Source organism: Butyrivibrio sp. (genome assembly GCF_017635265.1).
In the GTDB taxonomy this organism is placed as follows: Bacteria; Bacillota; Clostridia; order Lachnospirales; family Lachnospiraceae; genus Butyrivibrio.
This window is the reverse complement of sequence record NZ_JAGBLU010000076.1, coordinates 38976-52964: the sequence shown is the minus strand read 5'-3', so window position 1 is coordinate 52964 and position 13989 is coordinate 38976. Positions and strand designations below refer to the sequence as shown.

17 protein-coding genes are annotated in these 13989 nt (G+C 37.5%); 14 read left to right on the top strand and 3 right to left on the bottom strand.

What is annotated here, in order from left to right:
* Positions 1–342: 342 nt before the first annotated feature.
* The 8 genes from J6O61_RS09070 to J6O61_RS09035 all read left to right on the top strand — a co-directional run bounded on the left by J6O61_RS09070 (position 343) and on the right by J6O61_RS09035 (position 5479).
* Positions 343–1146, top strand: a complete 804-nt coding sequence (locus J6O61_RS09070; RefSeq protein ID WP_292212181.1) for a hypothetical protein — start codon at positions 343–345, stop codon at positions 1144–1146.
* 190 nt (positions 1147–1336) lie between these two features.
* Positions 1337–1549, top strand: coding sequence for a hypothetical protein (locus tag J6O61_RS09065; protein WP_292212179.1), 213 nt, complete (start codon positions 1337–1339; stop codon positions 1547–1549).
* A gap of 51 nt (positions 1550–1600) precedes the next feature.
* Complete coding sequence (locus tag J6O61_RS09060) at positions 1601–2038, top strand: DUF4869 domain-containing protein (RefSeq protein ID WP_103868526.1); 438 nt, start codon at positions 1601–1603, stop codon at positions 2036–2038.
* 21 nt (positions 2039–2059) lie between these two features.
* On the top strand, positions 2060–3037 hold the full coding sequence (locus J6O61_RS09055; RefSeq protein ID WP_292212175.1) for a translation initiation factor 2: 978 nt from the start codon (positions 2060–2062) through the stop codon (positions 3035–3037).
* A gap of 205 nt (positions 3038–3242) precedes the next feature.
* Complete coding sequence (locus J6O61_RS09050; protein WP_292212173.1) at positions 3243–3656, top strand: GNAT family N-acetyltransferase; 414 nt, start codon at positions 3243–3245, stop codon at positions 3654–3656.
* Positions 3657–3709: 53 nt separating this feature from the next.
* Entirely contained in the window at positions 3710–4234 is a 525-nt protein-coding gene (locus J6O61_RS09045) for a cysteine hydrolase family protein (RefSeq protein WP_292212163.1), read from the top strand.
* A 4-nt stretch (positions 4235–4238) separates the two neighbouring features.
* Complete coding sequence (locus J6O61_RS09040; protein WP_292212161.1) at positions 4239–4742, top strand: GrpB family protein; 504 nt, start codon at positions 4239–4241, stop codon at positions 4740–4742.
* Positions 4743–5035: 293 nt separating this feature from the next.
* The gene (locus J6O61_RS09035; RefSeq protein ID WP_292212157.1) at positions 5036–5479 is read left to right on the top strand and encodes a GNAT family N-acetyltransferase; all 444 of its coding nucleotides are present in this window, start codon (positions 5036–5038) and stop codon (positions 5477–5479) included.
* A gap of 115 nt (positions 5480–5594) precedes the next feature.
* On the opposite strand, the gene J6O61_RS09030 is transcribed toward J6O61_RS09035, so the two are convergent.
* Entirely contained in the window at positions 5595–5939 is a 345-nt protein-coding gene (locus tag J6O61_RS09030) for a hypothetical protein (RefSeq protein WP_292212156.1), read from the bottom strand.
* A gap of 6 nt (positions 5940–5945) precedes the next feature.
* Here J6O61_RS09030 and J6O61_RS09025 point away from each other — a divergent pair, with 6 nt between their 5' ends.
* Both J6O61_RS09025 and J6O61_RS09020 read left to right on the top strand, forming a co-directional pair.
* Positions 5946–6230: a hypothetical protein gene (locus tag J6O61_RS09025; protein WP_292212155.1), complete on the top strand. Its 285-nt coding sequence runs from the start codon at positions 5946–5948 to the stop codon at positions 6228–6230.
* Positions 6231–6331: 101 nt separating this feature from the next.
* Positions 6332–7210, top strand: a complete 879-nt coding sequence (locus J6O61_RS09020) for an SPL family radical SAM protein (protein ID WP_292212186.1) — start codon at positions 6332–6334, stop codon at positions 7208–7210.
* 99 nt (positions 7211–7309) lie between these two features.
* Here the strand turns inward: J6O61_RS09020 and J6O61_RS09015 are convergent, their stop codons facing one another.
* The gene (locus tag J6O61_RS09015; protein ID WP_292212153.1) at positions 7310–8002 is read right to left on the bottom strand and encodes an LrgB family protein; all 693 of its coding nucleotides are present in this window, start codon (positions 8000–8002) and stop codon (positions 7310–7312) included.
* On the bottom strand, positions 7999–8361 hold the full coding sequence (locus J6O61_RS09010; RefSeq protein WP_292212152.1) for a CidA/LrgA family protein: 363 nt from the start codon (positions 8359–8361) through the stop codon (positions 7999–8001). The genes J6O61_RS09015 and J6O61_RS09010 overlap by 4 nt, the downstream gene beginning before the upstream one ends.
* 251 nt (positions 8362–8612) lie before the next feature.
* On the opposite strand from J6O61_RS09010, the gene J6O61_RS09005 reads away from it, so the two are divergent.
* The 4 genes from J6O61_RS09005 (at position 8613) to J6O61_RS08990 (ending at position 13988) form a co-directional block, all read left to right on the top strand.
* Positions 8613–9707: an HD domain-containing phosphohydrolase gene (locus J6O61_RS09005; RefSeq protein ID WP_292212150.1), complete on the top strand. Its 1095-nt coding sequence runs from the start codon at positions 8613–8615 to the stop codon at positions 9705–9707.
* Between the two features lie 130 nt (positions 9708–9837).
* A complete protein-coding gene (locus J6O61_RS09000) occupies positions 9838–10923 on the top strand; it encodes a sugar ABC transporter substrate-binding protein (RefSeq protein ID WP_292212148.1) in 1086 nt (361 codons plus the stop codon).
* Positions 10916–12415, top strand: coding sequence for a sensor histidine kinase (locus J6O61_RS08995; RefSeq protein WP_292212147.1), 1500 nt, complete (start codon positions 10916–10918; stop codon positions 12413–12415). Before J6O61_RS09000 ends, J6O61_RS08995 begins: the two co-directional genes overlap by 8 nt.
* Positions 12393–13988: a helix-turn-helix domain-containing protein gene (locus J6O61_RS08990; protein WP_292212145.1), complete on the top strand. Its 1596-nt coding sequence runs from the start codon at positions 12393–12395 to the stop codon at positions 13986–13988. The genes J6O61_RS08995 and J6O61_RS08990 overlap by 23 nt, the downstream gene beginning before the upstream one ends.
* Position 13989 lies beyond the last annotated feature (1 nt).

The window sequence follows — 13989 nt, the reverse complement described above, 5'->3', positions numbered from 1 at the left end:
TATCAGGTGCAGCTACAAGGTATGGCACCAAATGAATACTATCACTATAAGGTAACCAATCAACTACCATCAGCATTGGCAATAAATACTGCCAAAAAATAATGCGTGTGTCCTTGACATGGGGTTCACTTTATTGATAATTGCAATGCCTATATTGGCTGATGGCTGCATAGTGGCAGTATGACTGGTGAAAAAACAGAAAGTAAAAGAAAAAATAAGCAATAGAAACAACAAGTAAAAAAAGAAACAAATAAAAAAAGAAACAAATAAAAAAAGAAACAAATAAAAAAAGGAAACAAGTAAAAAAAGAAACAAGTAAAAAACAAAAAGGAGAAATAAAAAATGATAGGACTAAAGAAATACTTAATTGCAGAAGAGAAAAGACTAAAGACAATCAAACAGGGTGTAGATAAAAGACTTGTTGAAGTGCCTGAAGGCAATCTTAGGATAACATCATCCGGCAAACATATTCAGTACATGCATTGCAAAGAAAAGGATGGTAAGTATCAAAAACAAGGAGAATACCTAAAGAAAGAGGATATGCCTCTTGTTAGAAGACTGGCTCAAAAGTCTTATGACCAGAAGATGAAAAAGCTGGTAGATAGGAGACTTAAGCAAATCCAGATCATTAGTAAAGAGTATTCGGAAGATGAGCTTGAACTTATCTATACCAATATGAACGTCAATAGGCAGGCTCTGGTTACACCTGTTGAAAAGACATGGGTGCAGAAAGTGGCTGATTGGAAAGCAATCCCATATACAGGGAAAGAGTTTGAGGAAGGTGCACCTGAAATATATACCAAAAAAGGAGAGAGGGTAAGATCAAAGTCAGAAAAGCTGATCGCAGATACTTTATTCGATTTGGGAATTGAATACAAATATGAATGCCCTATTGTCTTAAAAGGCTATGGGGTGGTGTATCCGGACTTTACAATTCTCAGTCGCAAGACAGGAAAAGAAGTATATTGGGAGCATGATGGAAAAATGGATGATCCTAAATACTCCGAAAAAGCAGTAAGGAAGATTAATTCATATATTTATAATGGAATAATACCCGGGGATAGACTAATGCTTACCTTTGAGACATCAAACATAGTGCTTAATGATAGAACCATAAAGAAAATGATTGATAATTTCTTGCTATAATACTTAGAGAAAAGCATGTTGGCCTTTTAGTAATAAACGAATGTTGGAAGGAACAATAAAACAATGAAAGTACTTGTAAGCCCAGATATACATTTAAAACCTTGGATTTTTGACAGAGCATCAGAAATCCTTAAAGAAAAAATCTCAGATTGCATTTATACATCGGATCGATAATGTACTATGTTCTTATATGACAGTACTTGGGACCAAGGGACATATATCAGTGGATAAATACATTGATAAAAAGTTTTTAAATGCTGATGTAACATTCTCCGGTTATGAAACTGATTTTCAACAAATTAAATATATGCTGAGATTAGTGGTTGTTGCATTTGGGGCAACAACCATTTTGGACATGTGTAAAAATGATATAGTTTCGATGATAGGAGAAATGATGCTATAATATCATAAGATATACGGAAATAAAGAGACTTCATTTATCAGGTGAACAAATATGCTGAGAATATATTTTGGTGAAAAAGAAGATGTAATGCATGGACCATCATGGTTTAGATTTAATTATGATGAAGAATGGCTGGCAGACCCTTTTGTGGAAGAGATGATGACAGATATTGATAAGTCACATTATAAGGGAGGGCAGCTGATAGAAAGTGATGTTTTGGGACCAATTCCACCAGAGAAACTTTCAGGTGGATTGCAGACTCTTATTTGCATTTATAAAAGACCGGATCTGGTTTTCAATGCCACAAGCTGCGGCGAGAACTGTGCAAAATGGCTTATAGAGATTGGAAGAAGAGAAGATATTACCGTAAATCTTAGATATTACATGCCTTTTGATGATTGCGGCGATATAGAAATCGAAATTCTTAATGAGAATATCAAGGTAACAAATGCCAAGGATTATATGCATGAAGCATTAAAATATGTTTGATGACCAGGAAGTATTATACATATGAAGAATAAACATCATGTAGTTGTTGAATCAAAGAGGCTAAAATACGAATTTGATATAAAGAGGAATATTACTGTTATTCAAGGGGATAGCGCATCTGGAAAGACTACACTTTTGGACCTTTTGGGGACACATTCAAGATTTGGAAAAGAAAGTGGCATTAGTCTGCAGTCAGATGTTCCATGTGTGGTATTTGGTGGAGATGCAGGTCTTTGGAAGACTATTTTGGAAGCTTATCAAGATAGTATAGTATTTATCGATGAAGATTATCAATTTATTTATTCCAAAGATTTTGCGGAGTTGGTACAGGCTTCTTCGAATTATTTTGTCTTGATTACAAGACAGCCTCTGTATAATTTACCATATAGTGTTCAGGAAATTTATGGCATAAGAACAACAGGTAAATATCACTATCCAGAGCAAGTCTACCATGAGTTTTACAGAATTTATAATGATTCAAATGAGGCATTGGATAAAGAAGTTTTGTTGTTAGTAGAAGATTCAAAGTCTGGATATCAGTTCTTTTCTAAGGCGTGTAAGCAAGGTGAGTGTGTGAGTGTAGAAGGAAACTCACAGTTTGTAGGTAGAATTGAGGATGCCGAAGAAAATAAGAAAGTGATTGTAATTGCTGATGGAGCAGCCTTTGGCGCTTATGTTGCCAAGGTGACTACTATAGCAAAGAGCAGAAAAGATGTAATGCTTTATTTCCCTGAGTCATTCGAATGGCTAATTCTTAAGTCGGGAGTAATTGGAATAAAGGATTTGGATGCTATATTAGCTGAGCCGGAGAAGTATATTGAAAGCAAGGAGTTCTTTAGCTGGGAGAGGTATTTTACTGATCTGCTCATTACAGCAACTGCTGATGATAGTATTAAGAAATATGATAAAAGCCAGTTAAAGCCCTATTATATTGAAGGAAAAAACAAAGATGCTATTATCGCTGTTCTTCCTGAAGAGTTAAGAAAAATCATGGGGTAAATGGGCTTTATTTGTCCGCTATTTCTTAACCCCTTCACTCCAAACTATGTAAAAAGGGGTGAACATACCTGGGCCCAGTATCTACGCAGTATGTTTAAATTAATAGCGGTAGTAGCGCATGTGGAGACTGTATGTTTATTGTCCAAACTTCATGAAGCAAAACATCATATCAACGTAAAGGTAGATACAACTAGGGAGGTAGACTATGGAGTTTCGTATTGCTAATGATGGTAATGAAAAAGATATAGCAGAAATCTATAAAATGCTAAAAGATTACAATCTTAGCAAGCGAGAGAAGTCAGAGGATGTACCATTAGGAATTTATCTTGAGGATGAAAATGGAAATAAGCAAGCAGGCCTTACAGCAGATATTTTTGGCAATTGGTTATGTATACATTATCTATTTGTTTCGGAAAGACTTCGCGGACATGGCGTGGGAAAAGAACTGATTGCAACTGCTGAAAATGAGGCAATTAAGAGAGGCTGTAAATATTCCTTTGTTGATACATTTTCCTTCCAAGCACCTGGATTTTATTCGAAACTTGGTTATAAAGAGGTATTCTCGTTGCAAGAATATCCATACACCGGAGCTAGATATTACTATACGAAAGAACTATAAATTACAGCATATTGTACAATAGTAATTATTGATTGGACTTGGAGGAATATCAGGTGAAGCTCATTGTAATAGATATACAAAAGGGAATTACGGACGAAAGATTATATGATTTTGCTGGCTTCTTAAAGAATGTGATAAGTATCATTGATGCTGCAAGGAAGAACGGCGTTGAGGTTATTTATGTTCAACATAATGATGGTCCCGGGACAGGATTTTCTATTGGTGATGTAGATTTTGAGATAGCTGATCAAGTTGCTCCGGAAGCTGGGGAGAAGATTTTTGTAAAAGAGATTAACAGTTGTTTCGGAAATAAAGATCTTGCTACGTATCTTGATGAACAGAAAGACAAGGTACTTATGATTGTGGGGCTTCAGACTAACTTTTGTATTGATGCCTCTGTGAAATCAGCTTTTGAAAGAGGATACAGAGTAATCATTCCAAAGGGAACAAACTCTACGTTTGATAATGATTATATGGATGGCGAAACGACTTATAAATATTACAATGAAATGATGTGGCCAAAGAGATTTGCTGACTGTATTTCATTGGATGATGCAATTAAAATGATGGAGAAATAGCTTAATGAGAACAAAACATGTTGTTGTACTTCCATATGATGAAAAGTGGAAGCAGGACTTTATTGTCATAAAAACTGAACTTAGCCAGGCACTCGGAGAGCTTGCTATTTCTATTGAGCATGTCGGCAGTACATCGGTTAAAGGATTGGCTGCTAAGCCAATTATAGATATCGATGTTGTAGTAACAAAAGAAAGAATTAATGATGCGATATTAGCTTTGAAAAATATTGGCTACATTCATGAAGGTAATCTTGGAATACCTGGAAGAGAGGCATTTGCATATGAAGGTAAAGAGCATTTACAGAAACATCATTTATATGTGTGCCCCGAGGAGTCTTTGGAATTGAAAAGGCATCTGGCATTCAGGGATTATCTCAGAGTACATCCAGAGGCTGTAGATGAATACAGTAAAATTAAGATGGAGGCTGCGTCCTTGTATCCGGAGGATATTGATAAATACATTGAATATAAAGCTCCGGTTATTGAGAAAATATATTCCGCTATGTAAGGAGTGGGTATTAAAACTTTTTACAGAACCGGAAAGTATTTTGTTGACAGCTTTGTAATTGTTGTAATAAACTTTCATTATTGAGAGAGGAGGTGCTTCATTATGATGATAACTAGAATGAATATTTTATCTGAATATCTCATGAAGACCTCGGTGATTTTTGTTTAATTTATTATGATTAGATGCCGTGGACTTTTGCCACGGCTTTTTTATTGAAAAAGAGTCATGGCTTTCGTAGATATTCATACAAGCTTAAAGGAATCAGTTAACTAGAATATTTATGGAGGAAAACTATGATTAGTTTGAAGGTAATTAATGAGGAGAATTTTGTAGATGCATTTAATCTCAAGTTAGCTAAAGGACAAGAGGAGTACGTTTCTCATCCAATACGAAGTTTAGCACAGGCTTATGTATATAGAAATCAATGCCAGCCCTTTGGGATATATGCTGATGAAAAGATGATTGGGTATGTCATGGTGATATATGATTTTGATATACCGGAGTATGATATTTGGCATATGATGATTGATGAATCTCAGCAGGGGAATGGTTATGGTAGAGCTGCGCTTAATCAAGTCATCGCGTATATAAAGACAAAACCATTCGCTGATACTTGTAGAATTGCATTAACCTGCAATAAAAAAAATCACATAGCTAAAGCACTATATGAAAGTATTGGTTTTTCCGCTACGGGAGTTGAGGATGAAGATGAAATTGAACTTGTTATGAATGTATAATAATCAATAGAAAATTAGTGTGCGCTTGTACTTTACGTAATAGTAGGTACGAGTGCACTTTTACTATATGAAAAGAGATTGCGACCGGTATCTGGAAAAATCTATAGACTTTGTACTACCTTTTTCTCTTGCCGCGTCCATTTCCCTTTACCGGTTTACAAAGATCTGAGTATCTTTGCAGGATGTCGGTAAAGGTCTTAAACTCATAGGAATCCATCTTGGTAAAATTGATTTTGAAGAGTTTGCTATACATGACCATTTGGGCCTGCGTTGCATTGTCGGCAGTCTTTAACTCTTCAATTGAGTCAAGGATATCATCAACGGGAGTAGTCATATCACCGGTTTCCGCATCCTTGCCGTGTGCGTCTCTAATATCTTTAGCAATCTTTACGATGTCATTTCCCAGTAGATTGTTAAAGTAATTGTCTTCAGAAATAGAAGCTGCCTGTAAAGTTTTCATGTAGTGATGGGTATTGAGTATAAGTATGAATGTCCACTGAGATTAAAGGGATATGGAATTGTCTATCCCGATTTCACATTATTAAGTAAAAAGACATTTGAAGAAGTCTATTGGGAGCACGAGGGAAGAATGGATGACATCGAATATGTCGAGAAGGCCATTAGAAAAATTGACCTATACACCAGAAACAATATAATTCCCGGACAAAGGCTTATACTAACTTATGAATCATCGAGCTATGCGCTCAATACTTCTGTTGCAGAGAGACTGATCAGGGAGCATTTGCTTTGAAATCAGTTAAATACATAGATATAATTATGTGGTAGATATTTAGCAAGCTATTATCAAGAAACAGTAAACTTATCTGAGATCATCGAATGGGAGCAGAAAACATGCATTTTGTTGATGCTAAAGGGATACTGACCGGCAACGGAGGTCATTTAGGAATGAATATTTACAGAGGATGTTCCCACGGCTGCATTTATTGTGACAGTCGCAGCCGGTGCTATCAGTTTAAGCATCCTTTTGAAGATGTTGAGGTTAAGCAGAATGCACCGGAGCTATTGGAATCTGCCCTTCGTTCAAAAAGAAAAAAGAAAATGATTGGAACCGGATCAATGTCTGATCCGTATATGCATTGTGAAGAAGAGTTACAACTTACAAGGAAGTGCCTTGAAATCATATTACAATACGGTTTCGGAGTTGCGATACAGACAAAATCGGATCGTATCCTTCGGGATATCGATTTGCTGGATGATATAAACCGCTCTGCAAAGTGTGTGGTTCAGATGACACTAACAACCTGGGATGATGACCTGTGCAGAATATTGGAACCTAATGTCTGCATTACCAAACGGCGGTTAGAAGTTTTGAAAGAAATGCAGAATAGGGGCATTTCGACAGTTGTGTGGTTGACACCAATCCTGCCATTCATCAATGATACTGAAGAAAATATTATGTCTATTTTGAATGAATGCATCAAGGTAGGAGTAAAAGGCATTATTAATTTTGGTATGGGATTGACGCTTAGGGAGGGCGACAGAGAATACTATTTTGCTGCTCTTGACAGGCATTTTCCCGGAATGAAAGAACGCTACATCAAGAGCTATGGAAATGCGTATGAATTGCCGAGTCCCAGAGCCAAAGAATTGGAAGAATTATTTCAAAAAACCTGCAAAGCCAACGACATATTGTCAAGGCCCGAAGATTGCTTTAAGTTTATGAATGAACTGCCTGAAAAATATTCACAGATGAGTATATTTGACCTGTAAAGATAGAAGCTGCAGTTCTATTATCCAATCAAAGACGTGATCAAACTCCATTCCAGATAAGATCACACCTATGTACTTGGCGTTAAAATAGGGCAAGTGTCAAATAAGCCCTGCAAATACTGATGCAAGCACTACAGTGAGAATACCGGCTACAGCGATTGAGAGGGAACTCATGGCGCCTTCCACTTCGCCGATTTCCATGGCTTTGGCGGTTCCAATGGCGTGGGCAGCTGTGCCAAGAGCAAGTCCCTTGGAGATAGGCTCGTGTATTCTGAACATTTTAAAAATAAGTTCAGCAAGGATATTTCCTAAAACGCCGGTGATTACGATGACTGCTACAGTAATGGTTACGTAGCCTCCAAGTTCCTCAGAAACACCCATACCAATGGCTGTAGTGATGGACTTTGGAAGTAGGGTTACATAGCTTTCGTGAGAAAGTCCCATGAGCTTGGCAAGTGCAAATACTGTAACAAGGCTTGTCATAACACCTGAAAATATGCCGATTATCACAGCTTTTGCGTTATTTTTCAGAAGCTCCCATTCTTCATATAATGGAATGGAGAGGCAAACTGTTGCAGGTGTAAGTAGCCAGCTTAAATATTTGGCTCCTTCATTGTAGGTTTCATAATCAATTCTGCATCCCAGTAAAAAAAGCATTGTCACAATTATTGATATAAGAAGCGGATTGAAAAGTCCGATACCCGTCTTCTTTTTCAAGGTATTTCCAAGAGCATAGGAAATAAGGCTGATAGTTACGCCAGCGTAGGCGCTGTTTTGCATGAACTCGCTCATAGTGTTTCCTTCCTTTTATCCCTGCGAATGATAATCTGCGATATTAATCCGGTGGCAGCCATTACTGTAAAGATTGTTATTACGGTTATTACCGATACGGGAATGAGAACCGGCTTAAGTACATCCCATGATGACATAAGACCAACGCCGGCAGGGATAAATAAAACGGGCATGATTTCTATGAGAAATTTACCTGTCTCTTTAACCTGATCGAGCTTTAAAATTCCTGTGAGAAGAAAGATAAACATAAAGACCATTCCGTAAATGCTGGCCGGTATTGGCAATGGAAGAATAGTTTTTAAGACCTCTCCCAAAAGAGAGATTGCCAGAATAATTAGAAACTGTTTCAAATACTTCATTGATTTTTCCTCTGTGTTGTAAAAAAGTACTTTCCTATTATACATAATGGTTGATAAGAAGCAAGTGGAATAGTTTGTCCTGCCTTTATTTTGTGAGCATAAATAATTATATTGATACATAAGAATATAGAAAAATTCGAACTTTTTTCACAATTATATTGTTGATTTGTTCACAGGTATTTTGCTATATTTAAATCTGCGTTTTTAGGGAGATTTCTAAGTATTAGAAAAAGATTTGTTGAAGGGAAGAAATGTTTTCAAAAGACACACAGATATTGCTATGCATATCTTCTAATGTAATTGAACAGGAAAATATTCGCAATTTAATAAGTGCGGACAGGAACTGTGTTTTTGTGAAATCAGAAAGGGAAGCTTTAGCGCTCCTAAAGTCGAGACTTCGTCCATCGCTGATACTTTTGGACCTTGATTTTCCGGGGAACGACTATTTTGCACTGTTTTCACGGCTTAAGTCTGATCCGGTATTGGAAAATACCCCTGTGGTTATTCTCATTCCTGAAGATTCTGCCAAGGAAGCATTCTTTTTGACTATCGGTGCTTCTGATGTTATCAGAAAGCCTTTATCACAGGAAGTGTTAAACAGGAGAATTGATAACGTACTTAACAGTCAGTATATCAATGACTATCTTATTACCAAGATGTATTCATACAGAGATTCATTGGCTGAAGAACATAAAAAACTTGTGATTTATACCAAACAGATCATTAAATCTCTTTCATCTGCAATTGATGCCAAGGATACGTATACAAATGGGCATTCGGTGAGAGTTGCTGAATACGCATGCGAAATTGCGGAGGCCATGGGATATGATGACAAGATGCTTGAGATTATCTATCAGGCAGGTTTGCTGCATGACATAGGCAAGATTGGAGTATCTGACACAGTACTTCGTAAGCCTGGTGAACTCAATGAAAAAGAGATGGCAGCCATAAGACAGCATCCTATAATCGGTCATGAGATATTGTCGTCAATAACAGAGATTCCGCTTATTTCATATGGCGCCAGATGGCATCATGAGAGATATGACGGAAAGGGCTATCCTGATGGATTAAAAGGACAGGAGATACCGCTTATCCCCAGAATTATTTGCGTTGCTGATGCCTACGATGCCATGACATCGAACAGATCTTATAGAAGGCAGTTATCTCCTTTAGAGGCAAGAGAAGAGATTCTCAGAAACTGCGGCAGCCAGTTTGATCCTGAAATTGGTAAAATAGCAGCAGAAATAATTGACAAGAATATATCCGGTGATGTGAATCATAAAGACAGAGGGGCGACATTTACGTCAATTTTTTCACCCGGAAATAATAAAGCACTTTATGCGTAATAAACTTTAATAGCCTGTTATCTAAGCTAAAAGGTCGTATCTTATAATGTGGATTTTATTGTCATTTTTTGAATTTGATGACAATAAAATCCACTTTTTTTGCTATAGACCATCTGATAAAATCATCATTATGGAAGAACATAATGATTTATATTCAAAAAGAATAAGCAGGCAATACCTGATATTAGTGCTTACATTGGTATTCACCTTTTTGACTTTGATATGGGGGACTTTGTACTTCAGTTTTTACAGATTGGGACTTGCCAAACAGACGGAAGCCAAAAGTTATGACAAGTACTTTGTGATGATAACAGATAATTATAAATCGGACTTTTGGCGGTCAGTTTATGAAGGTGCCCTTGATAAAGCCAAAGAATCTGATATATATGTAGATCTTTTGGGAATGGATCTGTCAAAGGATTATTCCTGCGAGGAACTTATGAAGATTGCCACAGCATCCAGAGTTGACGGAATTATGGTTTATGCAGATGAATCAAGTTCCATGACAGCTCTTATTAATGATGCAGTAAAAAATGGAATCCCGGTTGTAACTCTCTATGGAGACAACACTCATTCCGACAGGCTGAGCTTTGTCGGAATTGGAGGATATAGCGTTGGCAAGATGTATGCGGGGCAGATCATAAATATTATTAAAGATACCAGGCGTGAAAAGATTTTGGGCGATGAAAACAGTGTTCAGACCGGTAAGGTTCAGGTGGCGATACTTGCTGATGCTGATACCAAGAACGCCGGGCAGAATATCATTATCTCGGCAATTCAGGATACGATAAGTGAAGAAAACGTTACAGACGCAGAGTTTGATATTTCAATAATCGCAGTTAATAATACCAATGCTTTTTCAGCAGAGGAATCAATCAGGGATATATTTTTAAAAGAAGATGTTCCTGATGTAATTGTGTGTCTGAATGAACTTAACACTACCTGTGCTTATCAGGCAGTTGTTGATTTTAATAAAGTCGGCGAAGTTAATGTGCTGGGATATTACGATTCCAAAGAAATTGTTGAAGCAATAGACAGAGGGGGAGTTTATGCCACGGTTTCAATCGATACAAGGCAGCTTGGAGAGTACAGCGTATCGGCGCTTTTGGACTATTATGAGTTTGGAAACACCAGTGAGTACTATCTTGCCGATGTAACTCTCATAGATAAAAACAATGTCGAGAAGTTCCTGAAAAAGGAGGCTGAGGATGAATAAGTTCCTGAACAGCCCCCTTCAGACCAAGATTATAAGCGCCTGTGTTCTGGCAAATCTTATTATCTTCATGGTTAATTTATTTTTGATCTTTGGAATAAACAGCATGTCAAAGGATATGGAGATGGTATATGAGGGAAACAGATCTTTGAATGAACTGTCAACAGCTCTTAATAAAGTTCAGGATTCCATGACTGAGTATTTAAGCTCCAAAACCAGCGACTCTCTGGAAAATTATTATATAAACGCCCAGGAATACGGAGAGCTGACAGATGAACTTGGTGATAAAGTCACCGATTTTTCTTTTAACAGAATGGAACGAAATATCAAGTATATGTCAGAAAACTACTTGGAGAAGGTAGAGCAGACTATCGAGTCAAAAAGAGGCAGAAATGTCGAAAAGTATCGCACTTACTATGAGGATTCGACAGAACTTTACGAGGATATTCAAAGCTATATTACAAGCCTTAATCTGGAACTGTTTGTCATTAATTCAGAGGAGTTTATAGCACTTATAAGGACCTTTAGAACCTTTGAAATCATCGGTGTTGCGGTTATGACCTTTGTAATGATAGGTAACGTCATTATAATTACCAGCTTTGTAAGAGCCATGATAATGCCACTTAAAAACCTTTCGGATTCGGCCAATGAGATTGCTGAAGGAAACTTTGATGTATCACTTCCTTCTGTATCCTACAGTGATGAGGTTGGAATAGTTACAGGTGCTTTCAACAAGATGATCATTAGTATAAAAGACTATATCGAGCAGCTGAAGATAAGCATGGCCAATGAGAGATACATGCAGGAAAAAGAACTGATGATGGAAGCCCATCTTAAGGATGCGCAGCTTAAATATCTGCAGGCACAGATCAATCCGCATTTTCTTTTTAATACCTTAAATGCGGGAGCACAGCTTGCCATGATGGAGGGAGCGGACAGAACCTATGAATATGTTCAGACTGTTGCTGATTTTTTCAGATATAATGTAAAAAATCAAAAAGACCTTGTTACCGTAAGAGAAGAAGTTACGCTGGTTGACAACTATATTCATATTTTAAATGTTCGCTTTTCCGGGGACATAGGCTATGAAAAGCAGATAGATGAAAGACTTTTAAATTACAAGATGCCCAGTATGATACTGCAGCCTATCGTTGAGAATGCGGTAAATCATGGAATCAGAGAGATGGCAGGAGACGGGAAGATTGTATTAAAGGTCTACAGGCAGGATAAATGTATATGTCTTAGCGTTAAGGATAACGGAAAGGGCATCAGTAAAGAAAATATAGAGAAAATACTGGCAGGAAGTTATGTCAGTGATGAAAATGCATATGATAATAATGGAATAGGAATGGACAATGTTATTTCAAGACTGCGTCTGTTTGCAGGGCGTGAAGAGGTTATGCAGATATTAAGCAAGGGAGAAGGCTGTGGCTGTGAGGTTATAGTTTCAATACCTTTTGAGGGAGCAAAAGATGTACAGAGTGATGATTGCTGATGACGAAGGAATTGTCATCGACTCTATGAAATTCATAATTGAAAAAGAGTTTGGCTCACTTTGCCAGGTGGAGTACGCCAAAACAGGCCGTAAGGTAATAGAACTGGCGGAGAACTTCAGACCGGATATTGCGGTAATTGATATACATATGCCGGGGATAAATGGCATCGATGCCATTAGGGAAATGAAGCGCTTTTGCACAAACACCGTATTTATCGTTATGTCTGCCTATGATAAGTTCGACTATGCAAAAGAGGCAATAAAGCTGGGAGTTCTTGAGTATATTACAAAGCCCATGGAAAAAATGAAGGTGATAACCGTTCTGAAAAAGGCCATGGAGCAGATTGACTCTGAAAGAGAAAAGCGAAGCAATGAGCTTTTGATAAAAGAAAAGCTGGAGACTGTAGAGCCTATTATTGAAAACGGGCTTATTTATGACATTCTTCTTCAGGAACATTTTGAAGAGGACATAGACAGTTACCGGACAATACTTGGCATAGAGGAGAACTATGGCTGTATGCTGGCGATAGTCTGCGGAGATTCTCAGGAAGGTAATCACATGACCAACGCTGTGGGAAGCTCCGTAAAAATATCAGGGAAGTATCAGGAAATAAGAGAAGGAGTAAGAACTTTCTTTGACTGCAAGATTGGAAATGTAATGGCCAATAAAATAGCAGTTCTTTTACCTCTTAAAAAGGAGAGCCTTGATTATAACGAAAGAACCGAGCTCATTGACAGGGCGAGGGAAATGGCAAGGTTTCTAAGGAAAAAGACAGAAATAAGCTTTAGGGTTGGAATTGGCGGAGTAAAGCCTCTTAGAGAGCTTGCGGAGTCTTACAAGGAAGCATTAAATGCGCTGATAGCAACTACCGGTTCTGTTGCGCACGTTGATGACCTTACTATCAGCTGCGGATATGAAGATGATTATCCCAAGGATCTGGAAAAGCCAATGTTTGATGCAGTGTCTAAAGGCGATCAGAATGCGACATGTGTATATGCCGAGAAATATGCAGACTGGATGTGCCAAAGAGCAAGTGACGGAGATCTGATGTCCATGAGACTTAAAGTGCTGGAGTTTTCGCTTTACGCTGAACATTTGGCTTATCAGAACGGCGGTCAGACATATCATTACTCCGGAAGAAATAACTATCTTCCTGAGATTATGGAGCTTGAATCCCCTGAAAAAATAAAAAAATGGTTTATGGATAAAATGTCAGCTGCCTGTCAGAATGTTATAAGCAAGAGAGAAGAGCGCTCCAATAACATTATGAAAACAGCCCTTAATTACATCAATGACAATTTCCATAAGGACATATCGCTGGATGATGTTTCAAGGGTGGTCAATATTTCACCTTATTATTTCAGTAAGATATTCAAGGAAGAAAATGGGCTTAATTTCATTGAGTATCTTACCAATATCCGAATTGATAAGGCCAAAAAGCTATTGGAAGATACAGATCTATCCATTAAGGAAATTTGCATTTCCTGTGGATATACAGATCCGAATTATTTTAGCAGGAGTTTTAAGAAAAACGTGGGAGTTACGCCGACTGAATATAAAGATAAATTCTGAT

Coding starts and splice junctions, on each gene's coding strand:
- J6O61_RS09040 (WP_292212161.1), top strand. CDS start 4,239: ATGAGAACAAAACATGTTGTTGTACTTCCATATGATGAAAAGTGGAAG.
- J6O61_RS09025 (WP_292212155.1), top strand. CDS start 5,946: ATGGGTATTGAGTATAAGTATGAATGTCCACTGAGATTAAAGGGATAT.
- J6O61_RS09015 (WP_292212153.1), bottom strand. CDS start 8,002: ATGAGCGAGTTCATGCAAAACAGCGCCTACGCTGGCGTAACTATCAGC.
- J6O61_RS09065 (WP_292212179.1), top strand. CDS start 1,337: ATGACAGTACTTGGGACCAAGGGACATATATCAGTGGATAAATACATT.
- J6O61_RS09070 (WP_292212181.1), top strand. CDS start 343: ATGATAGGACTAAAGAAATACTTAATTGCAGAAGAGAAAAGACTAAAG.
- J6O61_RS09035 (WP_292212157.1), top strand. CDS start 5,036: ATGATTAGTTTGAAGGTAATTAATGAGGAGAATTTTGTAGATGCATTT.
- J6O61_RS09055 (WP_292212175.1), top strand. CDS start 2,060: ATGAAGAATAAACATCATGTAGTTGTTGAATCAAAGAGGCTAAAATAC.
- J6O61_RS08990 (WP_292212145.1), top strand. CDS start 12,393: ATGTACAGAGTGATGATTGCTGATGACGAAGGAATTGTCATCGACTCT.
- J6O61_RS09000 (WP_292212148.1), top strand. CDS start 9,838: ATGGAAGAACATAATGATTTATATTCAAAAAGAATAAGCAGGCAATAC.
- J6O61_RS09060 (WP_103868526.1), top strand. CDS start 1,601: ATGCTGAGAATATATTTTGGTGAAAAAGAAGATGTAATGCATGGACCA.
- J6O61_RS08995 (WP_292212147.1), top strand. CDS start 10,916: ATGAATAAGTTCCTGAACAGCCCCCTTCAGACCAAGATTATAAGCGCC.
- J6O61_RS09005 (WP_292212150.1), top strand. CDS start 8,613: ATGTTTTCAAAAGACACACAGATATTGCTATGCATATCTTCTAATGTA.
- J6O61_RS09030 (WP_292212156.1), bottom strand. CDS start 5,939: ATGAAAACTTTACAGGCAGCTTCTATTTCTGAAGACAATTACTTTAAC.
- J6O61_RS09020 (WP_292212186.1), top strand. CDS start 6,332: ATGCATTTTGTTGATGCTAAAGGGATACTGACCGGCAACGGAGGTCAT.
- J6O61_RS09010 (WP_292212152.1), bottom strand. CDS start 8,361: ATGAAGTATTTGAAACAGTTTCTAATTATTCTGGCAATCTCTCTTTTG.
- J6O61_RS09050 (WP_292212173.1), top strand. CDS start 3,243: ATGGAGTTTCGTATTGCTAATGATGGTAATGAAAAAGATATAGCAGAA.